The organism is Segetibacter sp. 3557_3, assembly GCF_004354985.1.
Classification (GTDB): Bacteria; Bacteroidota; Bacteroidia; order Chitinophagales; family Chitinophagaceae; genus Segetibacter.
The window spans coordinates 1-22,357 of the sequence record NZ_SMSK01000014.1; the positions used below are offsets into that span (position 1 = coordinate 1).

The following is a 22,357-nucleotide window of genomic DNA, read 5'->3' on the forward strand; positions in this document are numbered from 1 at the left end:
TCGTTACGCTTCTTCATAAAAATGAAGACAACTATGAGATTCCAAACGATTCTTCAGAAAACACATATTTATTAGATTAATATAACGAAAGAGGCTGCCCTTTTGAGACAGCCTCTTTTTTTTATGTCAAATAATGTCAGCCTGATCACCTTTAAAACAGCAAAGTTCCCGGCTTAGCATCAACCTTCTTACCGAGGTGTTCATAAGCTTTAATGGTTACTTCGCGTCCACGCGGGGTGCGTTGTAAAAAACCTTCCTGTATCAGGAAGGGTTCATAAACTTCTTCAAGCGTGCCGGGTTCTTCACCTACTGCTGTTGCAATCGTTGTTAACCCAACGGGACCGCCTTTGAACTTTTGTATTATCGCCAGCAATATGCGATTGTCCATTTCATCAAGTCCATGCTCATCAACATTAAGGGCCCTCAGGGCATGCTGTGCAATTGCAAGTTCAATTTTACCGTTGCTCAAAACCTGTGCAAAGTCGCGTACCCTGCGCAGTAAGCCATTCGCGATACGCGGAGTGCCACGGCTCCGGCGCGCAATTTCATAGGCTGCTTCGCCGGTGATCTGGGTATTAAGAATAGCAGCACTTCTTTCAACTATACCTTTAAGTACGTCGGCATTGTAGTATTCGAGTCGCGACTTTATACCAAAGCGCGATAAAAGGGGTGCGGTTAAAAGCCCACTACGGGTTGTGGCACCAACAAGGGTAAAGGGATTTAGTGTCAGCTGGATGCTCCTTGCATTGGGACCCGTATCGATCATAATGTCGATTCTAAAGTCTTCCATTGCCGCATACAGGTACTCCTCTACCACTGTGCTCAGCCGGTGTATCTCATCGATAAATAAAACGTCGTTGGTTTCAAGATTGGTAAGCAGTCCTGCAAGGTCACCCGGCTTCTCGATCACAGGGCCGGAGGTTTCCTTGATTTTAACACCCAGTTCGTTTGCTACAATCCGGCTCAAAGTTGTTTTTCCGAGGCCTGGAGGGCCATGAAACAATACGTGATCAAGCGCCTCACCACGCTGTTTTGCGGCTTGTATGAAGATTCTCAGGTTTTCGATCAATTGTGGCTGCCCGGCAAATTCTTCTATTTCTTTTGGCCGGATATTATTTTCGAAATCAGCTTCGCCCGTTTCGGGACCGGCTTTCAAATTATTCAGGTTGGGATTGGCCATAACGTAAAATTAATCAATTGAACCAGCACTGTTCATGCGGATAAGTGGACACCTACCGATATTTTTTGTCCACTACCGGTCAAATACCTGACAAGTACAATTCTTTGGTAGTTTGCACCTTTCACCGGGCGGCTGTTACAATATAATCGAAGTTGAAGCAGCTCCCAATCACACGATTGGGATATTTCGGCTTAAGACAATACATTTGATTGAAGCTTTTAAATGGATCCTGGTAACAGATTGCAATAATTGAAGGTGTAAATGAGTTTAAGTGACGGCAGGCATTGTTGCAGCGAAATATGTTTAGATAACTTTCAGACAAAAGAATACGGAACACAAAAGTTTATGAGTGGCCCCGGCGGGCTCGCGAAAACTGGTTGCATAGCTGAATAACCCGGGAGCGCGGGCTCCTTAGTTAGAAAGGGTAAGTTACCAGTGGACAACTAATTCAATTCTATGAGAAACATCATCGACCCTCAGCTCGTTGCCAATGGCATGAGCTATTCAGAATACAGAAAGCTATCAGATGACCTGGTAAACGAGGGTAAAGTTACCGGAACTCAACAGTCGGACGAATTAACCCAATATGCGCGCCTGCACGGTCATCGCATGCAACGCCTCGATAGTTCTGTCAAACTTTTACCCGAAACCATTTCTGTTCTAAAAAAGATCGAGCTACCACAAACCTGGATGGTGCTTACCGAGAGTTGGTGCGGCGACGCAGCGCAAATTGTGCCCATCATCAATGCTTTCACCCGGCAAACCGACAAAATAGAACTGAAGCTGTTTCTCAGAGATGAAAACCTGGTGCTCATGGATCTTTACCTTACCCATGGCAAAAGCCGGAGTATACCAAAACTCATCGTAGCCAATTCTTTTAACATGGAAGAACTCTTCAATTGGGGACCCAGGCCCGCAGCCTTGCAGGAGCTAATGAACGTTTGGGTAGCAGAAGAACAACCTTTTGAAGAAATGAAGGGGCAACTGCATTTGTGGTACGCCAAAGATGATGGCGTTTCTACGCAAAAAGAACTCACAAAGCTGCTTGCTGCACAGCTCTAGGTGGCGTACCCATATATTCATCTGCCCGGAATAGCATACTTCATCATGCCCAGTACCAGGTCGGGATCGGGTGAATTTGCAAGGTACTGATCCTGTTGGAAGCGCCGGCAAACACCAGGATAATCTCCTTGATAACCGTGCATACTTTCAACTAACTGAAAGTGCAGGTGCGGGGGCCAGACACCATTTTCCTCAGCGTTACCAAAGTGTGCAAATTCCTGTCCCTGGCAAATCTGCCGCCCCTGATTTAAACTATTGAGATCTTTCAACCCCAGGTGACCATACAGCGTATGAAATTCAACACCCTCAATCTGGTGTTTCAAGATGATTGTTGCCCCATAATCACCAGACTGGTTATTAAAAGCAAAGCTGTGAACGATACCGTCCAATGGTGCATATACCGGCGTGTCTACAGCTCCCCATATGTCGATGCCCAGGTGTAACCGCCGTGGCTCCTGCTCATCGTTGAATATCGGACTTCTGCTGTATACTGTTCGATGTTCATTGTATCCGCCAATGCCATAGGTGTACCCGCCGGATTGTAACAACCGATCCACGTATTGACTAAAAGCATCATTATCGTTAAGTATTGCGCTGCTAAGCGAACTGTTGTTTGCGGTAAAATCAAGCAACAACAACCTATCCTGTTGCTGTTCAAACGGCACGACCCGGCCAAAAGTACCTGCATGTGCAGAGAGTAAGTCTGAAAGCCGGGATGGCATATGCGAATGCTTTAAGTTTTGTCGTATTCGTTAACTTCAGGACTGTGCAGGGCTAAATAACCACGTTGATCATCTTGTTCTTTACGTAAATCACCTTTTTTGGTGCACGTCCCTCAAGCCACTTTTGAATAGTTTCGTTGGCGGTAATCAATTCCTCAACTTCCTGTTGTGAAGCATCGAGCGATAGTGTGAGGTTGGTACGTACCTTACCGTTGACGCTAACGGGGTATTCTTTACTGCTTTCAACCAGGTACTTCTCCTCCACAGGAGGGAATGCCGCATCCAGTATTGAGCGTTGGTCACCTATGCCCCGGAAAGCGTTCAGGGCGTAATACAGTTCTTCACTAATGTGTGGCGCATAAGGTGTGAGCAAAATAAGCAGCGGCTCAAGCACTTCAACTTTGTGGCAGCGAAGGTCGTTAAGTTCATTTACGCAAACCATAAATGCACTTACCGCCGTATTAAAACTAAAACGTTCGGTATCGTCAGCAATCTTCTTTATGGTTTTGTGCAACACCTTTAACTCGGCAGGAGTTGCAGCATCGTTTGTCAAGACGAGTCCCTTTTGTTCATCGATAAATAACTTCCAAAACTTACGCAGGAAACGGTGCACCCCTTCTATTCCTTTTGTGTCCCAGGGCTTACTTTGTTCTACCGGGCCCAGGAACATTTCGTACATACGAAAAGTATCTGCTCCATACCTGTTGACGATTTCATCGGGGTTTACCACATTGTATTTCGACTTCGACATTTTCTCTGTCTCGGCACCGCAGATGTACCTGTCGGCAGCTTCGGGCAAACTTTTGCCGGGTAGTAACACCTGCCCTTCTTCAAGCACCAGGATAGCTGACTCATATTCAGGTTTTGATTGCCTGAAAGCCGGTATATCCAGTTCAACACCATCCACCAGCGCAACGTCCACATGGATCGGGTTCAGATCAACTGTTATTTCGCCCGTATTGGAAGGCAGCTCAAGGTTGAAAGGGCGTAAGTATTCCAGGATCTCACTAGTCTTATCTTTTATGTTGATCAGCGCTTTATAATGTGAGTGCGATACATAAACCGGGTTGCTGCCAGCCCCCTGTTTAGCTTGCTGCTCCTGGTCGGCGTCTACAGCATTCTGCCGGAAGTTCAACCGGTATAACAATCTTGAACTTCCTTGTATCATGCCCTGGTTAACGAGCTTTTTGTAGGGTTCATCAAAACCAATAAAACCAAGGTCGTACAAGGCTTTTGTCCACATCCGGCTATACAATAAATGGCCAACAGCGTGTTCGGTTCCGCCAATATAAAGGTCAACCTGGCCCCAGTAGTCCGCAACTTTACGGTCTACCAGCTCAGTTTGATTGTGGGGATCCATGTAGCGGAGAAAGTACCAGGATGAACCGGCGTATCCAGGCATTGTATTCGTTTCGCGGCGACCGCCGCCGGGAGCAATTTCCCAGTCGAGCACATTGGCTAATGGTCCTTCACCTTCGGGACCCGGCCCATAGGTATCCAGGTATGGAAGTTCCAGTGGCAGCTCTTTTTCGTCCAGTGCGTATGCTACCCCGCCTTTGTAAACGATTGGAAATGGTTCACCCCAATAACGCTGGCGGCTAAACCCGGCATCGCGCATCCGGTAGTTGATCTGCCGTTTACCGATGCCCTGCTCCTCAAGTTTATTGATTACGATGTCAATAGCTTCACGCATGACGATGCCATCGAGAAAACCCGAATTTTGCAGAGTCGCGTCTTTGGTTGGGTTCGCCTCTTCACCGTTGTAAAAATTACCAATTATATTGGTGATGGGTATGTTGAAATGCTTCGCGAAACTAAAATCTCGCTGATCGCCACAGGGTACCGCCATGATCGCACCCGTACCATAACCGGCAAGTACGTATTCACTGATCCACACAGGAATTGCGCGACCATCAAAGGGGTTCGAAACATAAGCGCCGGTAAAAGCACCGGTTATTTGTTTAACCTCAGCCATCCGCTCACGCTCACTACGGCTTTTTACATAGCCCAGGTATTTCTCAATTTCATTTTTTTGTGCAGGTGTAGTAATAAACTTCACCAATTCGTGTTCGGGAGCGATCACCATAAAATCCACGCCGAAGATAGTGTCGGGGCGGGTTGTATAAACCTTGATAAACCCGTGTTCACCTGCCGTTTCGCCGTTAATTTTAAAATCGATTTCGGCTCCCTGGCTTTTACCGATCCAGTTGCGCTGCATTTCCTTCATCGCATCGCTGTAATCGACGCGTTCAAGCCCCTGCAACAAACGATCGGCGTATTCGGTAATCCGCAGGTACCATTGCCGCATCTTCTTTTTTACAACAAGGTGCCCACCTCTCTCACTCACGCCATTAACCACCTCATCATTGGCGAGTACCGTACCCAGTGCCTCGCACCAGTTTACCTCTCCAAAAGCAGAGTATGCAACCCGGTATTGCATTAAGATCTCCTGCTGTTGCACCTCGTGATAAGACCTCCAATCTTCAGCACTAAATATAGTGTCGCGTGGTCCCCTGACTACTAACTGGCTTCCTTCCCGTTCAAAGATGTCAACGAGTGTTTGAATGTTTTCAGTCCGGTCGTTATGCCGGTTGTACCAGCTATTAAAAAGTTGTAAAAAGATGTATTGGGTCCATTTATAGTAACCCGGATCACTGGTGCGTACTTCGCGGCTCCAGTCGTAGCAAAATCCAATGTTATCGAGTTGTTCGTGGTACCGATGTATGTTTTTTTCGGTGGTCACAGCCGGGTGCTGACCGGTTTCAATTGCATACTGCTCGGCAGGTAGTCCAAAGCTGTCGAAGCCCATAGGATGGAGCACATTATAACCGTTCAGCCTTTTAAAACGGCTGTAGATGTCGCTTGCAATATACCCGAGCGGATGACCCACATGCAGGCCAGCACCGCTGGGATAAGGAAACATATCCAGCACATAAAACTTTGGCTTGCCGCTGTCGTTGCTCACTTTATAAGCACCGGAGTCTCTCCAGAATTGTTGCCACTTCTTTTCTATATGCCTGAAGTCGTATTCCATAATTTCGGTTCTTTTAATCCCAGATTGTTTGCTGCACTTGATGCGGTGTGCTGTGGTGAGTTCGTAAGACCTGCAATTGATGCGTTGATCAACTATGCTGAACAAGGATGTGGTTGCACCCAAAAAGATGTGAAAACACTAACAAATCTTTAACCCGATAGCAGCAGCAATTGGATAATTTAGTTTTTCAAACAATCGTTAAGAGTGTTGCAAATGTAAGGTTTTAGACCCCAAAACGCTACATTTGCACGCATTGTAAAAACCCTATTCAGCATGGCGCAATTCGGAAAAGCATCCAGCAAACGCAGCAAACCCAGCTACATCTACAGTATTGTTGGGGTGGCCCTGGTCCTGTTTATCATGGGCATTCTTGGTTGGATCTTTTTAAATTTCAAGTCGATGGGAAACTCCTTTAAAGAGGATATCCGTATCAGCGCTTATTTGAAAACTGAGAATAAAGACACGATAAACCTTATTCAACAATATCTTTCGGCACAGCCATATGCCAAGAACGTTGAGTACATCAATAAGGACGCGGCAAAGAACATCTGGAGCAAAGATGGCAGCAGCGACGACTGGGCGAAGATACTTGATCACAATCCTCTTCCTGAAAGCATAGACTTTTACGCCAAAGCCGACTACGTTAACAAAGACAGCCTGGATAAAATCATGACGAATATCATGGCGGCTTATGGAAATAACATTGACGAGCTTCAGTATCCCCGGATGCTGGTGAATAACTTAAATGAAAGGGCCTCCAGGCTTGGGTTGATTTTCCTGGTGGTCGCGGTTATTTTAATTGCCATTGTAATTGTAAGTATCGACAATACCATACGCCTTGCCATGTTTAGCAACCGGTTTTTGATTAAGACCATGCAAATGGTTGGCGCTACCCGCGGCTTCATTGCCCGCCCAATGAACATCAGGGCAGTAATCAACGGCCTGATTAGTGCCGGTATTGCAATCCTGCTGCTTTTCATCCTGATACAATGGGCCGAAGGGCAATTTCCACAATTGGGTACCATCAGGGATACCCGGCTGACCATAATACTTTTTGGTGGAATGATACTCACCGGTGTTGGCATCTCGCTGTTTAGTACAAACAGGAGTGTAATCAAGTACCTGAAGATGAGCCTCGACGACCTTTATTAACCCTGGGCGCTGCGGCTAAGCAGCAAGCACCGGAATTATGTATATTGCACCTCTTAAAATTTGAACATGGTTGAGAAAAAAGTGGTTGTTCCCAGAACTGCCCAGGTTAAAGATCCACTAGCAAAACAGCCTTTACGCACACCTTTGTTTTACAGGGACAATTATATTTGGATGGGGATTGGCGCGGCTGTAATTGCCCTTGGAATGTTGTTGATGTCGGGCGGAAAAAATCCCGACGTTAACCAATTTGACTATAACCTTGTTTACAGCACCCGGCGTATTACAATTGCTCCTATCCTGATCCTCGCCGGACTTTTGATTGAAATTTATGCGATTTTCAAAAAACCAAAAGTTCATCAACAATAAATAATGGTTTCAATAAGTTTTGGCGGTGAAATTTCATCGCCTTTTTTTTACTTCCAAACCTAACTGCTTTCGGAATGAGCACTGTTGAGAGTATTATTATTGCCATAGTTGAAGGACTTACCGAGTTTCTTCCGATTTCTTCTACCGGCCACATGATCATTGCCGAGCGTTTACTCAGGCTTCCGAAAGAGGACACCTTTATCCAACTTTTTACGGTAGCTATTCAGCTGGGAGCTATACTTAGCGTGGTGGTACTCTACTGGCGTAAATTCTTTGATTTTTCAAAATGGCAGTTTTACCTGAAGCTGGTTGTTGCTGTTTTACCTGCACTTGCAATTGGTTTCGTGCTCTCCGATAAAATAGATGAGCTGCTGGACAGCCCGCTGACAGTAGCAATCACTATGTTGCTGGGTGGAATAGTGTTATTGTTTATTGATCGTGCATTTAAGAACCCGGTGGTCGAACATGAAAAGGATATCACCTACACTAAGGCACTGGTAATCGGGTTATGGCAGTGTGTCGCCATGGTACCTGGTGTTAGCCGGAGTGCTGCTTCTATTATCGGGGGTATGCAACAAAGTCTGACACGCAAGCTTGCGGCGGAATTCTCTTTCTTTCTTGCTGTGCCTACTATGGCAGCAGCAACGGGCTATAAATTGCTGAAAACTTACAAAGAACATCCTGAAGTACTTTCAAATACACAGAACCTTGGGATGCTCGCAATAGGGAACGTGGTTGCCTTTGTGGTAGCTATGCTCGCCATCAAGTTTTTTATCGGCTACCTGCAGAAGTATGGCTTTAAGTTATTTGGATGGTACAGGATCATTGGTGGCGCGATACTGCTGGCGATGATTTCTTCGGGCTATATCTCCTGATTGTTTTTGCACAAACCCGTTGATTATAAGGGCAGCGTGTGTCGGCACGCTTTGGTATAATCCTGAGCATTATGCTATCTTTAAAATACCAAAAGCCAGCTAATGCAAACTGCATCAAAGAAAGTCATTAACTCATGGGCAATGTACGACTGGGCAAACTCAGTTTACAACCTGGTGATCACAACAACTTTTTTCCCGATTTACTTTACAGCAGTTACCAAAAAGGAATTTGGAAGCAACATGATCCCTTTTCTTGGGAGAAGTTTTGTTAATTCATCCCTTTACGACTATACCCTTGCCGTAGCGTATTTGCTGATTGCCGTATCGTATCCCATCCTGACCTCGATAGCTGACACCAGGGGCAACAAGAAAAACTTTATGCGATTCTTTTGCTACATGGGTTCCCTTGGCTGCACATTGCTTTTCTTCTTCAACGGATCAAATCTCTGGTTTGGCATTTTATGTTTTATGCTGGCCTGTATGGGTTATGTAGGAAGTATTGTATTCTACAATGCTTACCTGCCAGAGCTAGCGGCCCCACAAGACCAGGACAGGATAAGCGCCAAAGGTTTCTCCTATGGTTATGTAGGCAGCGTGCTGATGCAAATTATCGGTTTTGCCCTTGTAGTTACAATGACCGACAATCCACTGCTCGCGATACGCATCACCTTTTTAATTGTTGGTTTATGGTGGGCGGGGTTTGCCCAGATCACATTTGCCGGACTGCCGAAAGTTGACCGGATTAAAGCACCTGGAAAAAATGTGTTCAAAAGTGGCTTTGAGGAAGTAAAAAAAGTTTACGACGAGATCAAGACCATGCCTGTACTTAAGCGATTCCTGCGGGGATTCTTCTTTTACAGCATGGGAGTGCAAACCGTTATGTTAGCAGCAACGCTCTTTGGAAGTAAGCTGTTAGGGCTCGAGGATACCAAACTTATTATTACAGTAGTGATCATTCAACTGGTTGCAATTGCTGGCGCTATTATCATGAGCCGTTTATCCGCACGCCATGGCAACATAAAGGTTTTGATGGGGGTTGTAATCTTCTGGATTGTTATCTGTGTTGCCGCCTACCAAACAGCAACCCTGGCAGAACCCCTAAGAGCGTATCATGAGCAGATAGATGTATTAAAAAATCACAGAGCCGACCTGATCGAAGCTAAAGCAGCTGGCTACGAAACCCGGTTGGCCGGGGTAGACGCCGAACTTGCCCGGGTTTCCGAAGAGCTCTCGCCTAAACAAATGCCGGTTGAATATGGCTTTTATGGATTGGCAGTTGCGGTAGGACTTGTAATGGGTGGGATTCAATCGCTAAGCCGGTCGACTTATTCGAAGTTGATGCCAGAAACAAAAGACACGGCTTCGTATTTTAGTTATTATGACCTGACGGAAAAAATAGCCATAGTAATCGGCATGTTCAGCTTTGGATATATAGAGGAGCTCACCGGAAGTATGAAGCATTCTGTACTCTCGCTGATTATCTTTTTTATCATAGGCCTTGGTTGGCTTCTATCGGCTCTGCTAAAGCAAAAACGGGAGCTGGCATTTGTTCCGGTAGTAAGTGAAAACAGGTTGGAAGTAAAGAAATAAGAACCTTGCAATACCAAAGGTACAAGTGCTGTCCTGACGGCATATCTCTTAGCTTAAGGCAAGTATCCTGGAAGTGCAAGTACTGCTTCAGTTTGATTTGATAAAGTTTATTGCTGAATAGCGCTACTTCAGTACAAGAGTGCGACGCAAGGATGCCTCATTAAAGGACTGCCGCCGGGTCCACAAGAATCGACAGGGCGGGTTTAAATTCAATAGCTTTTATATGAAGTTGTATTCGGTTAATGCAGGGTATTTCAAGCTCGATGGTGGGGCAATGTTTGGCGTGGTTCCGAAGAGTATCTGGAACAAGATTAACCCGGCAGACGACAACAATATGTGTAGTTGGGCACTTCGATGCCTGCTGATTGAAGATGGAGACCAATTGATTTTGGTTGATAATGGCATGGGAGACAAACAGGACCCGCGCTTTTTTTCGCACTATTACTTGCATGGCGAAGATACCCTTGACCGCTCCCTGGCGACTCATGGCTTTGAACGGGGCGACATCACGGATGTCCTATTGACCCATCTTCACTTTGACCATTGCGGAGGCAGTATTGTTCGCCAGGGCGACAAGCTGGTACCAGCATTTGCGAATGCTACTTACTGGAGCAACGAAAAACACTGGAAATGGGCAACGGAACCAAATGACCGGGAGAAAGCATCGTTTTTAAAAGAAAACATATTACCAATAGCAGAAAGCGGACGATTGAAATTTATTGCAGACGACAGCATGCTTTCGCCGTTTGAAATTAACAGGAACATCCTTTTCAGGTTTGCTAACGGCCATACAGAATCGATGATGCTGCCTCAAATCAATTATAAAGATCGTACGATTGTTTATATGACCGACCTGCTACCATCTACCGGGCACATTCCGCTTCCATACGTAATGGCTTACGATATGTTTCCACTGACGACCCTCAAGGAAAAGAAGGCTTTTTTAGAAGAAGCCCTGGAGCAGGATTATGTATTGTTTTTTGAACATGACCCCCAGGTTGAATGCTGCACGCTACAACAAACGGAGAAGGGGATCAGGGTGAAAGAAACCTTCACCTTAGCAGATTTGTAAACATGTTTTTTTACAGGCTCTACCTGAAGTTGACCATCGAAGAAAGTGGATAACGAAGGTTCCTGTACCCCATCATATCTACCTTGACGGACCCAACGGTAATCGGACTTTCGATACGCAACGGTACATGGTTGGCGTCGTCGCTTACCCAAACGGTCATCCTTTCTCCACCTTCGAACATGGTTCCTTTTACCAGCAGGGGCTTAAACTTGATGGTCCGGAACTTTCCGTATTTGGTTTTAATTACCTCTTTGCCGAGGTAGCGTATATGAAGGTTATAAACTTCGTTATCGAGAAATAAGTTGAAAGGAATTTTATCGCCGGTATGATAACGGTTGAAGTCGATGTTGCGGGCATAATACAAAATGCTTAACACATCCTGGATGCAATTGGGTACTTTAAAGATGCCATTGGTAGTAATGGCGGTATTTGCCCCCTGGTTAAAGGTTACGTTCTCGTATTTTTTGTAGCCACCTTCATCGACGTTCCTGATGAATTTAAATGGTTGCAGGGTTGCGGTATCAAAATAACTTTCGTAACGGTCGCGTACCTTAAAGATCCAATCGTATTTCGCGTTTGTTTTACCATCGCCTACAACGTGGTACACCGGTTTATTATTCAGGCGTTCGAGGTAAGTTGTAAAAGATACGTTTCCCGCATTAACAAACAGACCGACTACTGAATAGAAGACAACGTAGTTTATCTGTTCGCCTGGGTCGAAGCACCTGTTACGAATGCCACAAAAGTCATCCCCGGCGTTCAGCCTTATCGTTGTCAGGAACAGCAGTAAAATCAGTGCTAGCTTTTTCACTCTTTTTTCTAAATAATTTAATTCCGAGAATTAACAAACTTCCGGCCAGGGCGGGAACCACTAAGTTAATTAACCAAATCCCTGTAGCTGTAAGTACAATCCCTAAAGTGTTGTTACTAAATAAGCCAAAAAGTAATATACTAACCTTTCCACGAAGTCCCAATTCGGCAAGTGCAATGGTGGGAACAATTGCCATTACAAAAAACATAACGGTTGTAAGCCACCAAACGTGCATAAAGTCGATATCAACATCGAAGACGTTTAGCAGTAATGCGTATTGAAAGATAAAGACGCAATACCTGCACAACGAATAAATCAACACTTTTGTTAGTTCGCGCCATTCAAAATCTTCTAGCTTCTGAATGAAATAAGAGTACCGTTCAACAAAGGGTATCTTTTCCATTAATTTGATGATCCAACTGAGCTTGTAGTACAACAACAACAGCCCTGCGGAAATTACAAAGGCACCGTAGATAACTGCATCAAACCAAAATGACGATAAACCATTTGTGGTGTTTAGTGTGCTGGCAAGTAGTTCATGCCTAAGTACCAGCAAGCCAAAAAAACCAAATAAGAAGGTAATAATCATCTGGCTGATACTACCAACGAGGGTTAGCGAAATTGCTCTTAACCTGTTTCCTTCATTGATGTAAAGTACCCTTCCGAAATATTCGCCTACCCTGTTAGGTGTATTTAACGCAAACGATACACCCGAAAGAACGGCTTTGAACGACCTCCAGAAACTTAGCCGCTGAATGTGTTCTACGAGCACCTGCCACTTAGCAGCTTCCAATCCCCAGTTCAATAACATAAGTATTACAACTACAATTATCCTCCAGGCTTCAGGGCCATAAAAAGAACCCTTGATTGCCTGCCACGATTGCTCCCAGTTTTCCTGGTTGGAAATGTGATTGTAAATAGAATATGATAGCCAGACAAAAAGAACAGGACCAAGAAAATAATTGAGAAATATTTTTAAGCGCTTCTGCAGAAATTCAATTTTGCGCAAACCTACACAAAAACCCCTGAAGCTTATAAAATCCCCCTGTTATGCGCCGGAGATGGACTATTTTCACGGCAATATGAATAAGCCAGTGAACATTATATTGGGTATCGATCCTGGCACGATCGTGATGGGATATGCTATCATACATGCTTCGTCGAACCCTACAATGATCACCATGGATGTGCTTAAACTTTCAGGCAAAAAAGACGCATATGAGCGACTACAGCTTATTCATGAAAAGGTTGCCACCCTCATCAGGCTACATCGGCCAAATACGTTTGCCATCGAAGCGCCTTTCTTTGGCAAAAATGTGCAAAGCATGCTTAAGCTGGGAAGGGCACAAGGCGTTGCAATTGCTGCGGCGATGCAAGCAGGCCTACCGATTGCGGAGTATTCACCTAAAAAAGTTAAGCAATCTATTACGGGTAATGGTAATGCCGATAAAGAGCAGGTTTGGAAAATGCTCCAGCAAGTACTGACACTCGAAGAGAAACCGCAATATTTCGATGCTACGGATGCGCTCGCCGTTGCACTCTGCCACCATTACCAATCAAATTCGGTATTGGGTAAGTTGACAAAAGGCCTGAAGGGATGGGAAGAATTCCTTGCAAAAAACCCCGCCCGGGTAAAAAAGTAGAATGTCTGTTGCTGAATTAACACCGCTGCACATACCCCGATCTACTACGATAAACCTGCAATAATAGCTTGCTGAATTTCTTTAAATTCTTCAGGGGAAAACGACAGCTTCCTGGCCGTGAGATCCATGTCTTGCGTACGGTTCATAGGTATAAGGTGCACGTGCGCATGCGGAACTTCGAGACCCACTGTAATAATACTCACGCGGTTGCAGTGGAAATTTCGCTCGATTGACTTTGCTATAGGTCGTGCAAAAACAAGTAGGTCGGCCAGGTATTCGTCGGGAACATCAAAAAGCTTATCAACCTCAATTTTTGGGATTACCAGTGTATGTCCTTTTTTTACAGGGGCGATATCGAGAAACGCGAAAAAGCGGTCGTTTTCTGCAATCTTATAGGAGGGCACCTGGCCTGCAATAATCTTTGAAAAAATTGTCATGGTGTGGTAATTGGGCTGGCAGTTGTGATGTAAACCCATAAAAAAGGCCGGCATAGGCCGGCCTTAAAGTAGGGATTGTTTTTAGATGGTAATATCTACTACCTGGAACTTAAGCAGGCCATTCGGTGCCTGAACTTCGGCGATTTCGCCTTTTTGCTTTCCAATCAGGCCTTTACCTATGGGCGATGTTGCCGAAATTTTACCGGCCTTAAGATCTGCCTCTTTTTCGCCGACAATCTGGTAGGTGACTGTCTTTTTTGTAGCTATGTTGGTAATCGTGACTTTGGTAAGCACAGATACTTTGCTGGTATCAATTGTGCTGGTATCCACTATCTTAGAGGTGGCGATAACGCCTTCAAGTTGTTTGATCTTTGCTTCAAGCATACCTTGTGCTTCTTTTGCCGCATCATACTCCGCATTCTCTTTAAGGTCACCCTTTTCCCGCGCTTCGGCAATTGCTTTAGAAGCCGCCGGTCTTTCCACACTTTTCAAAAGATGAAGCTCTTCCTTCATTCTTTCGAATGTCTCCTGGGTTACATAATTGGTCTCACTCATTTTCTTTTGTTTTGAAGAGGTAAAAAAAATACAACGCCACATGTAAATGCAGCGTTGCAGTGAACAAAAGTAAGAAAATGAAAAGATCAATCACAGTTTTTTGTATGGCAAAAATGTTTGTTTTGCGGGGTTCCTGCGAGCCAAAAGAACCCCCGGCTTTTAACAATTAAAACGCAGTAAATGGCGTAATATTCGTTGTTTGAGTATATAAATCAACCCTAATGTATTCAGCATATTCTCCTCAGCCAGACTTGCCGGCAACGGTGTCCATCGGGATTAAAGACATCGGCCCCTATTACTGGGTAGGGCAATGTTTAAATGGTATACATTATTACGCCGGACAAACATTCAAGTCCACGGCTACCGGTAGGTTAAAGAGAATTAAACTGTTTCCTTCCATCGTTTACGGCGACTCAAAAGCGCATCTTGGGGTTTACGAGTTTGATACGAACAACCACACCTGGAAGGAGAAAAAGGCGGGATGCGATGCAACCATCACCAAGCAGATGGAAGGGCAGTGGGCCAGCTTTGAACTACCTGAGTTTAATGTACGGCAGGGTCAAACCTATGCCTTTCGCCTGAATTGTGAAGGCAAAGGCATGCTTGCCATTGCTGAATGCCCATGGTCGCAAATGAACCCTTATCCTGATGGGGAAGAATGGATCGGATCGTCGCTGCAAACAGAGGGATATTTTCACAAAGATTTTGACCTTGCCTTTGAGGCGCAGATTGAGGCAAGCTAAATGCCTGCGCTTAAGCTATACATCAATAGACGATTTACCTGATCGATAATTTGTCCAACAACACAGCAGCCATCTTATAAAATGCTTCATGGGTATATCCTGCAATGTGTGGGGTAATGATCACATCAGGATGTTGAAACAAACGTCGCATTTGTTCCTTTTCCCGTTCGTCAAAAGCAGAAGGCCGTTCGTTTTCCAAAACATCAAGTGCCGCTCCCTTAATATGTCCACTATCCAGTGCTGCAATAAGTGCATCTGTATTGGTCACTTTACCACGGCAGGTACTCATATAGTAAGGCTGACGTGAAAGTGCGGCGAAGAAAGCTTCATCAGCAAGGTGTAATGTTTCTTCTGTCAGGGGCAGGTGCATGCTGATCACGTCGGCGTACCTGCAAACCTGTTCGAGGTTAGCTTCCCGCACATAGCTGTTCGAAAAGCTGTGTTTATATTTATCGTAAGCAAGTATTGTAACACCAAATGGCTGCAGCAGTTTTGCAAACGAACTGCCGGTATTGCCATAGCCTATAATTCCGACCGTTTTACCCGAGAGCTCAGTACCGCGGTTTTCATCCCTGAGCCACTTGCCTGTTACAACTTCGTTGTGGCTGGTAACAATACGGTTCATCAGGGCGAGTAACATCCCCAGTGCTTGTTCCGCAACGGCATTCCGGTTGCCTTCAGGACTACTGACACATTTTATACCCCTAATTTCAGCATAGGGAACATCAATCTTCTCCATCCCACTGCCAAGGCGGCCAATCCATTTTAAACGGCTTGCTTGTTCGATTAAAGGTTTATCAATTGATATCCGTGTTGTTACCACGAGCCCAACAGCATCGCCAATCGACGAATACAACTGCTCATAGTTGATGTCGGGCCTGTAGTCAACCTCGTAGCCGTTCCGGCTGAGGGTTTCCATCAAGTGTTCGTGTGTTCTTGCAGTGATAATTACCTTATCCATTATTGATTTGTATCGCGGAAGTTTGTTTTTACACCCTGCATGATCAAGCCCTGTTTGATGTGGTCCTGATATCCGAGGCAATTTGAAGTGATATCAATTTTACGCTTTATAAGTAGTGCTGGTCAACCGGCGCAACCTTACATAAGCGCACCTGAAATCTGGTTACCGCATTTTAAAAGTGAGCGCAGCAAAATCACCGACCGTTAGCACCTCTGCCCGTTTATTAAAAAAGGCATCTTCCAGCACCTCTGGTTCAAACAGCGACCTGATAGCGTTGCGCAAAGTTTTCCGACGTTGATTAAAGGCTGTTTTTACCAGCAGGTTGAACTGCCGTTCACTACTCATAGCAGGTACATCGTCCCTTCGAGTCAACCGGATCACCCCACTCATTACTTTTGGAGGTGGGTTAAAAGACTCCGGCGGCACATCAAACAGGTAATCAACATTATAGTATGCCTGTATCAATACACTTAGCACGCCATAAACTTTACTGCCCGATTTTGACGCTGCACGCTCAGCAACTTCTTTCTGAAACATGCCAATCACAACCGGGACCTGCTCCTTCCAGTCCAATATCTTAAATAAAATCTGGGTAGAAATATTGTAAGGAAAGTTACCAACTACCGTAAATGCCCCTTCAAAAGGAGGCTCCATCTGCAGGAAGTCTTCATTGATCAGCTTGCCCCGGATAGAAGGATACGCCTGGTCAAGAAATTGAACTTTCTCGCGGTCCAGCTCGACAGCCCTGAAGTCAACGTTCGGAATATGCAAAAGGTACTTCGTTAGTGCACCCCCACCCGGCCCAACTTCAACCAGCTGGGTAAAAGTATCCTGTTGCAGTTCGTCGACAATTCTTTTACAAATTGCTTCATCCTTTAAAAAGTGCTGACCTAACGATTTTTTGAGGGTGTACTGCATGCGTTGTCAAAAGTAAGCGATTGCAGCAAATACACTCTGGCTCAGTCATTATTCTGTATTTTTGAGTTCTTCAATAGTACAACATGACAAATGAACTGCAAAAGCCGGTTATCGGTTTCAGTTGTGGCGACATCAACGGAATTGGCCTGGAACTGATCATAAAAGCTTTAAGCGATAACAGGATATTGGAATTTTGCACACCCGTTATATTTGGAAATGCGAAAGCGATCAACTTCTATCGTAAGTCCCTCGGCGATATCAGCCTGAATTTTGCGGCAGTGAAAGAACTCAACCGCCTGAACCCAAAGCAAACCAACCTATTTTCATGCTGGGAAGAAGAGGTACAGATTACGCCCGGGGTTTTAAATAGTGTAGGTGGTAAATACGCTTACAAATCGCTTGAGGCGGCAGTGGACGCATTAAAGCAAAATCTCGTGCATGGGCTTGTTACCGCGCCTATTCATAAAAACAATATCCAGTCAGAGGAGTTCAATTACAGCGGCCATACACCTTACCTGAAGGCCATGTTCGAGTCGCCTGATGTATTGATGTTTATGGTTGCGAGCAATATGCGTGTTGGCGTGGTAACGGAACATTTACCAATCAGCGAAGTAGCACAACATATTACCAAAGAAAACATCTTAAGTAAGCTTAAGATCATGAACACCAGCCTGATCAGGGATTTTGGGATCGATAAACCCAAAATTGCAGTGTTGGGTCTAAACCCGCATGCAGGCGATGAGGGTTTGATTGGGAAAGAAGAAGAACAGATAATCAAACCAGCAGTTAAAGACGCGAGAAACAGCAACATACTTGCATTTGGCCCCTATAGTGCGGATGCCTTTTTCGCAAGGGGTCATCATGAAAAGTTTGATGCGGTACTGGCGATGTACCACGACCAGGGACTGATACCGTTTAAGTCGCTTGCGCACGGTGAAGGGGTAAACTATACGGCCGGTTTGCCCGCTGTTCGTACAAGTCCTGATCACGGTACGGCTTTCGACATCGCAGGTAAAGGTGTTGCGCTTGAAGCTTCACTGATCGCCGCAACTTTTGAGTGTATAGAAATCATCCGGAAACGTGCAGTTTATGCCGAGAACAATAAAAACCCGTTAAAGAAGATAAGTGCCCGGGTATTCGCCAATGCCGTTGATGAAAGCATAGAAGAGTAGTACTTCTTCCGGGTACCCTAATAGTACGGCTGTTGGAAGTCACAGGTGACATTTATGTAAGCATTGTTACTCGCGCACTCAACTTGTTACGGGCACCCGCACCTTGATAACAGGAAAGCTTTACTTAAGCTCGTGCAATCTATTGTTGTCTATCCATGTTCAAACCCTGCTACCGGCAACTCCGCCAACGCTTATGATACAAATATCAAACGAAAACCTGCTGGTGCAGGTATCGCCGAAAGGTGCCGAATTGCAAAGTATTGCTAATAAGGAAACCGGATTAGAATACCTGTGGAGTGGCGACCCGGCATTTTGGCCCAAGAAAAGCCCTGTCCTTTTTCCTATTGTTGGAGGACTGAAAAACAATACTTACACCTTTAATGATAAGTCCTACAACCTGGGTCGCCACGGCTTCGCCCGTGATATGGCGTTCACCGTTACTGCTCAGTCATCCGGCCAGGTAACGTTCACGTTGGAAAGTAATGAACAAAGCCGTTTGGTTTACCCCTTCGAGTTTCGTTTTTCAATAACGTATACCATCATCGACAATGCGGTACAGGTTACCTACCTGGTGGAAAATAAGGTAACTGGTAATATGTATTTTTCAGTTGGCGCTCATCCCGCTTTTCGGGTTCCTTTAGTTGACGGCACGAGCTATGAAGATTATTATCTGCAGTTTGAAAAAGTAGAAAATGCAGGCAGGTTCCCGCTTTCACCCGAGGGACTAATCGAACTTACTGCTGAGCCTTATTTGAGCTCCACAAACCAGCTTCCGCTTAAGAAGTCGCTGTTCGAAAAAGATGCACTTGTTTTCAAAAACCTGCAATCAAATAGCATAACTATTTGTACCAGCAAAGCCGAACATGGCGTCAGGCTTTCTTATGAAGACTTCCCGTATATGGGTATCTGGGCAGCAAAGGGGGCAGACTTCGTATGTATCGAGCCTTGGTGCGGTATCGCCGATAGTGTAAATGCATCCAGAAAACTCGAGGAGAAAGAAGGGATCAACACACTCGCAAGTGGACAAACGTTTACCAGGAGCTATACAATAAACACCTGGTAATTCGCAAAGGCCAGGCGGTTCTCATATTGTTAATGCGACATCGTTTAGTTAAGGCCATTGCTTGACTCGCTAAGTGATGGTATATAGTACAACGATATACAATTCAAAGACTGCAGCTTGGTCCAAAACAATTGATTAATCAAACGAGATTAATGGTTATCTCAACAATGGTTACTATAGAAATTCCTTATCGGAAACCCCTTTGTTTATCGTATACGCGGTATAGTTAATTTCTATCCTGCCCTTTTTATTCTTCAACTTATCCGCTGCCGGTTTTTCACCGGTTTCATATTCAAGGGTAATTCCTTTTGGAACTTTATAGTCTTTGGTGTTAAACGAAAATACCACCTTATCCGGCAGGCCATATTCAGCATATTTTCCGTAGCTCATCTCCATGTCGTAAGTTCCGTTTTCCCGGGTGGTGGTGCTGGCCTTTCTGATCAGGAGATTAGCTTCATCGATATAAAGCGTGGTTAAAACAACGTCGCTGTTTTCAGCAGAGGGCAACAGTTTTATCACTTTTACCGTGGTACCATTTATTTGACTCTCCCCTGCACTAAATGCTGTATACGACTCACTGGTAAGCAGGCTGCTCATGTTAACAGAAACACCACCCCTTGGCAAGATAGATATACCACCATCCCGCTTCAACTTGAATTTGTTCGGCTTTTTAAAAAAGATCTTCACCTTGCCCGCAGGCGCCTTAATAAAAGCAACATCAGTTTTCATCCTACCTTCCGCCACATAGTCGTTTACCCTGTCTAATCGTGTCTTAACCTTTTTTACCAGCCCGGTTACATCCTGAGCAGAAGATATTAGAGAGATAAGTACAAATCCTATAAAAATCACTAATGGTTTCATGTGTTCTTTTCAGTTCTAAAAACAATTTAATAAAAGGTTAGCTCAGCACGTCTTTCTTCCTGAACACGAGTATTGACGCAGTCAGGAATCCAATGATGTGCAACACCAGTATACCTGCAGCCTGCATTACCTTACCAAGGTTCTGAACGGTGCCTGCAATAGCCTCGTTGTCGGCATTTACTTTAACATCAAAAAAGCCTTTCCACCCTATCATATGCGTTGTAAAAAGGTAGGGCTTTATGGCGTTGAAAATGGGAATATCGAGTGTACTCAAAATGGTAAAAACAACTATCACACTCATTGTTGCTACGATAGGACCAATTGAATTTTCTGCGAACATCGAAAGTAAAAAGCCGAGCGATGCAACGGTAATCATCGCTATAGCCGCAAAGCCAAAAGCAGCAATATAACGCCACATAATATCATTGCTTTTCAGTTGCACAATGTAGTCCGACTTCAGGTTGAGCATATCGCCACTGCCAAAAACCAGCAATGAAACAAACAATGCAAGTATTGCCATCCACAGCAGCAGTAGCAACGTGTAAATGGTTGCTGCAAGAAACTTTGCAAAAACCACTTCTGTACGACTGATGGGTTTTGTAAGCAGTAACCGCAACGTACCCATGTTTGCTTCGCCCGAAATAAGATCGCCAGCAATCAATGAGATGAGCAATGGAACGTGAACCAACAATAATTGCAGGATGATAAAGCATACCAGGTATGCGTTTAGAATATTGCCTTCAATATCAAAACTCATCGACAGGTCGCGTAACATGAATTCCATATAAGCAGTACCGTCGAGCTTGAGCCCAAACTGGATGATACCCACAAGGGCTGTTATCGCTGCAAAGCTGATGTACGTTCGGGGGCGTTTAAATATCTTAAACAGTTCAATTTGTAAAAGCTTCCACATGTTGTTTTCCGGTAGTTACCTGTAAAAAATAATCTTCTAATGAGTGGCGTGGCTGTAGCGATATTACAGGCACCTGCATGGCAGCAAGCGATTGATGAAACAGGGGTATTTGCTTCCGATCCATTTTAAGTACAATCAACTTTGAGCGCGTTGGCTGTAACAATCCATTCCATTCACTTGCCTGTAATTGTGCAAGTGCTTTATCGTTGTCCAAGGTCTCTAACTCCACAACGGTCTGTGCAGGATCAAACAACTCGGCAGAGCTACCCTCAACCATCTTTTTGCCACGATCAATAATAAGCAGCCGGTTTGCAACCAACTCAATTTCGCTGAGCAGGTGCGACGAAACAACAACCGTTTTGTTTCGCTGCCGGCTAAGTTGTAATATCAGGTTTCGAATGTCAGCTATTCCCTGCGGGTCGAGGCCATTGGTTGGTTCATCCAAGATAATCAGCTTTGGGTCGTGCACCAGTGCGATCGCAACACCCAGGCGCTGTTTCATGCCTTGCGAAAACGTCTTCACCTTGCTGTGTGCCCGATCAGCGAGTCCCACTAGTTCAAGTTCCTCCATCAGTTTGGCTTCACTTAGCCGGCCTATACCACTTATTTTGGCAAAAAGCCGCACGTTCTCCAATGCAGTAAGGTATTTGTAAACGTCCGGCTTTTCAATTACTGCTCCAACCTGCCGCAGAATCTCGCGTCGGTGCGACTGAAGATCCATTCCGAATATTTTAACGCTTCCACCGGTAGGCTCAATCAGGGTAAGCAACATCCTTATGGTGGTTGACTTTCCTGCGCCATTTTGACCCAGGAAACCATATACATCACCTTCGTTAACCGTAAATGACAACTGATCGACTGCAGTAATTTCCCGGAACTTTTTTGAGAGATTTTGAACCTCAATTATTGGGGGCATGGATAGATAACAATATTGGACGAAGGTAGTTCAATGTGATTGCCGAATAAATAAAGGCAATGGAATGCTACGTTAAAACCCTTGCTTGATTACGCACATATCCTTAACTTAATACCCGGTTTAACAGCGGCAATAGCTCAGTTGGTAGAGCATTAGCTTCCCAAGCTAAGGGTCGAGGGTTCGAATCCCTTTTGCCGCTCTAAATTTTTACAACGATCATCACCAGCAATTATCTTTTGTTTAACTATTTTTTTTTGGAGACTAGCATTGGATCCTTGTTTAGGCTCCGGTTGTGTCACTCCCTTGTACAT

At 44.8% G+C, this 22,357-nt stretch carries 22 protein-coding genes and 1 tRNA gene; 11 read left to right on the plus strand and 12 right to left on the minus strand.

The window, feature by feature from the left end; translation table 11 throughout:
- Positions 1 to 151: 151 nt before the first annotated feature.
- Positions 152 to 1,180: a Holliday junction branch migration DNA helicase RuvB gene (gene ruvB, locus EXU57_RS17980; RefSeq protein WP_133269637.1), complete on the minus strand. Its 1,029-nt coding sequence runs from the start codon at positions 1,178 to 1,180 to the stop codon at positions 152 to 154.
- A gap of 456 nt (positions 1,181 to 1,636) precedes the next feature.
- Here ruvB and EXU57_RS17985 point away from each other — a divergent pair, with 456 nt between their 5' ends.
- Positions 1,637 to 2,242 carry a thioredoxin family protein gene (locus EXU57_RS17985; protein ID WP_133269638.1) on the plus strand — a complete coding sequence of 202 codons (606 nt, stop codon included), beginning with the start codon at positions 1,637 to 1,639 and terminating at the stop codon, positions 2,240 to 2,242.
- A gap of 17 nt (positions 2,243 to 2,259) precedes the next feature.
- Here the strand turns inward: EXU57_RS17985 and EXU57_RS17990 are convergent, their stop codons facing one another.
- Positions 2,260 to 2,964 carry a peptidoglycan DD-metalloendopeptidase family protein gene (locus EXU57_RS17990; protein ID WP_133269639.1) on the minus strand — a complete coding sequence of 235 codons (705 nt, stop codon included), beginning with the start codon at positions 2,962 to 2,964 and terminating at the stop codon, positions 2,260 to 2,262.
- Positions 2,965 to 3,016: 52 nt separating this feature from the next.
- The gene (locus EXU57_RS17995) at positions 3,017 to 5,998 is read right to left on the minus strand and encodes a leucine--tRNA ligase (protein ID WP_133269640.1); all 2,982 of its coding nucleotides are present in this window, start codon (positions 5,996 to 5,998) and stop codon (positions 3,017 to 3,019) included.
- A 273-nt stretch (positions 5,999 to 6,271) separates the two neighbouring features.
- On the opposite strand from EXU57_RS17995, the gene EXU57_RS18000 reads away from it, so the two are divergent.
- The 5 genes from EXU57_RS18000 to EXU57_RS18025 all read left to right on the plus strand — a co-directional run bounded on the left by EXU57_RS18000 (position 6,272) and on the right by EXU57_RS18025 (position 11,053).
- Positions 6,272 to 7,150 carry a cell division protein FtsX gene (locus EXU57_RS18000; RefSeq protein WP_133269641.1) on the plus strand — a complete coding sequence of 293 codons (879 nt, stop codon included), beginning with the start codon at positions 6,272 to 6,274 and terminating at the stop codon, positions 7,148 to 7,150.
- Between the two features lie 66 nt (positions 7,151 to 7,216).
- Positions 7,217 to 7,516, plus strand: coding sequence for a DUF3098 domain-containing protein (locus EXU57_RS18005; RefSeq protein WP_133269642.1), 300 nt, complete (start codon positions 7,217 to 7,219; stop codon positions 7,514 to 7,516).
- A 74-nt stretch (positions 7,517 to 7,590) separates the two neighbouring features.
- Complete coding sequence (locus EXU57_RS18010; protein WP_133269643.1) at positions 7,591 to 8,391, plus strand: undecaprenyl-diphosphate phosphatase; 801 nt, start codon at positions 7,591 to 7,593, stop codon at positions 8,389 to 8,391.
- A 102-nt stretch (positions 8,392 to 8,493) separates the two neighbouring features.
- Positions 8,494 to 9,981: an MFS transporter gene (locus EXU57_RS18015; protein ID WP_243745640.1), complete on the plus strand. Its 1,488-nt coding sequence runs from the start codon at positions 8,494 to 8,496 to the stop codon at positions 9,979 to 9,981.
- A gap of 223 nt (positions 9,982 to 10,204) precedes the next feature.
- On the plus strand, positions 10,205 to 11,053 hold the full coding sequence (locus EXU57_RS18025; RefSeq protein ID WP_133269644.1) for an MBL fold metallo-hydrolase: 849 nt from the start codon (positions 10,205 to 10,207) through the stop codon (positions 11,051 to 11,053).
- A 19-nt stretch (positions 11,054 to 11,072) separates the two neighbouring features.
- Here the strand turns inward: EXU57_RS18025 and EXU57_RS18030 are convergent, their stop codons facing one another.
- Positions 11,073 to 11,864: a DUF3108 domain-containing protein gene (locus EXU57_RS18030; protein WP_243745641.1), complete on the minus strand. Its 792-nt coding sequence runs from the start codon at positions 11,862 to 11,864 to the stop codon at positions 11,073 to 11,075.
- Positions 11,800 to 12,873, minus strand: a complete 1,074-nt coding sequence (locus EXU57_RS18035) for a lysylphosphatidylglycerol synthase transmembrane domain-containing protein (protein WP_165958198.1) — start codon at positions 12,871 to 12,873, stop codon at positions 11,800 to 11,802. Before EXU57_RS18035 ends, EXU57_RS18030 begins: the two co-directional genes overlap by 65 nt.
- A 73-nt stretch (positions 12,874 to 12,946) precedes the next feature.
- Here EXU57_RS18035 and ruvC point away from each other — a divergent pair, with 73 nt between their 5' ends.
- Positions 12,947 to 13,507: a crossover junction endodeoxyribonuclease RuvC gene (gene ruvC, locus EXU57_RS18040; RefSeq protein ID WP_133269646.1), complete on the plus strand. Its 561-nt coding sequence runs from the start codon at positions 12,947 to 12,949 to the stop codon at positions 13,505 to 13,507.
- Positions 13,508 to 13,551: 44 nt separating this feature from the next.
- Here ruvC and EXU57_RS18045 read toward each other — a convergent pair whose 3' ends face one another.
- Entirely contained in the window at positions 13,552 to 13,944 is a 393-nt protein-coding gene (locus EXU57_RS18045) for an HIT family protein (RefSeq protein WP_133269647.1), read from the minus strand.
- 81 nt (positions 13,945 to 14,025) lie between these two features.
- Complete coding sequence (gene greA / locus EXU57_RS18050; RefSeq protein WP_133269648.1) at positions 14,026 to 14,499, minus strand: transcription elongation factor GreA; 474 nt, start codon at positions 14,497 to 14,499, stop codon at positions 14,026 to 14,028.
- Positions 14,500 to 14,720: 221 nt separating this feature from the next.
- Here greA and EXU57_RS18055 point away from each other — a divergent pair, with 221 nt between their 5' ends.
- Positions 14,721 to 15,242, plus strand: coding sequence for a hypothetical protein (locus tag EXU57_RS18055; RefSeq protein WP_133269649.1), 522 nt, complete (start codon positions 14,721 to 14,723; stop codon positions 15,240 to 15,242).
- 34 nt (positions 15,243 to 15,276) lie between these two features.
- Here the strand turns inward: EXU57_RS18055 and EXU57_RS18060 are convergent, their stop codons facing one another.
- Both EXU57_RS18060 and rsmA read right to left on the minus strand, forming a co-directional pair.
- A complete protein-coding gene (locus EXU57_RS18060) occupies positions 15,277 to 16,203 on the minus strand; it encodes an NAD(P)-dependent oxidoreductase (RefSeq protein WP_243745642.1) in 927 nt (308 codons plus the stop codon).
- 162 nt (positions 16,204 to 16,365) lie between these two features.
- Positions 16,366 to 17,121: a 16S rRNA (adenine(1518)-N(6)/adenine(1519)-N(6))-dimethyltransferase RsmA gene (rsmA, locus tag EXU57_RS18065; RefSeq protein ID WP_133269650.1), complete on the minus strand. Its 756-nt coding sequence runs from the start codon at positions 17,119 to 17,121 to the stop codon at positions 16,366 to 16,368.
- A gap of 83 nt (positions 17,122 to 17,204) precedes the next feature.
- On the opposite strand from rsmA, the gene pdxA reads away from it, so the two are divergent.
- Both pdxA and EXU57_RS18075 read left to right on the plus strand, forming a co-directional pair.
- Entirely contained in the window at positions 17,205 to 18,293 is a 1,089-nt protein-coding gene (pdxA, locus tag EXU57_RS18070) for a 4-hydroxythreonine-4-phosphate dehydrogenase PdxA (RefSeq protein ID WP_133269651.1), read from the plus strand.
- A 193-nt stretch (positions 18,294 to 18,486) separates the two neighbouring features.
- Entirely contained in the window at positions 18,487 to 19,356 is an 870-nt protein-coding gene (locus EXU57_RS18075; protein ID WP_133269652.1) for an aldose 1-epimerase family protein, read from the plus strand.
- A gap of 174 nt (positions 19,357 to 19,530) precedes the next feature.
- Here EXU57_RS18075 and EXU57_RS18080 read toward each other — a convergent pair whose 3' ends face one another.
- The 3 genes from EXU57_RS18080 to EXU57_RS18090 are packed head-to-tail and all read right to left on the minus strand — an operon-like array spanning position 19,531 to position 22,046.
- Entirely contained in the window at positions 19,531 to 20,217 is a 687-nt protein-coding gene (locus EXU57_RS18080) for a LolA family protein (RefSeq protein WP_133269653.1), read from the minus strand.
- 37 nt (positions 20,218 to 20,254) lie between these two features.
- Positions 20,255 to 21,130, minus strand: a complete 876-nt coding sequence (locus EXU57_RS18085; RefSeq protein ID WP_133269654.1) for an ABC transporter permease — start codon at positions 21,128 to 21,130, stop codon at positions 20,255 to 20,257.
- Positions 21,108 to 22,046: an ABC transporter ATP-binding protein gene (locus EXU57_RS18090; protein ID WP_133269655.1), complete on the minus strand. Its 939-nt coding sequence runs from the start codon at positions 22,044 to 22,046 to the stop codon at positions 21,108 to 21,110. Before EXU57_RS18090 ends, EXU57_RS18085 begins: the two co-directional genes overlap by 23 nt.
- Before the next feature lie 126 nt (positions 22,047 to 22,172).
- Here EXU57_RS18090 and EXU57_RS18095 point away from each other — a divergent pair.
- Positions 22,173 to 22,245: transfer RNA gene (locus EXU57_RS18095), tRNA-Gly, on the plus strand.
- Positions 22,246 to 22,357: the final 112 nt, after the last annotated feature.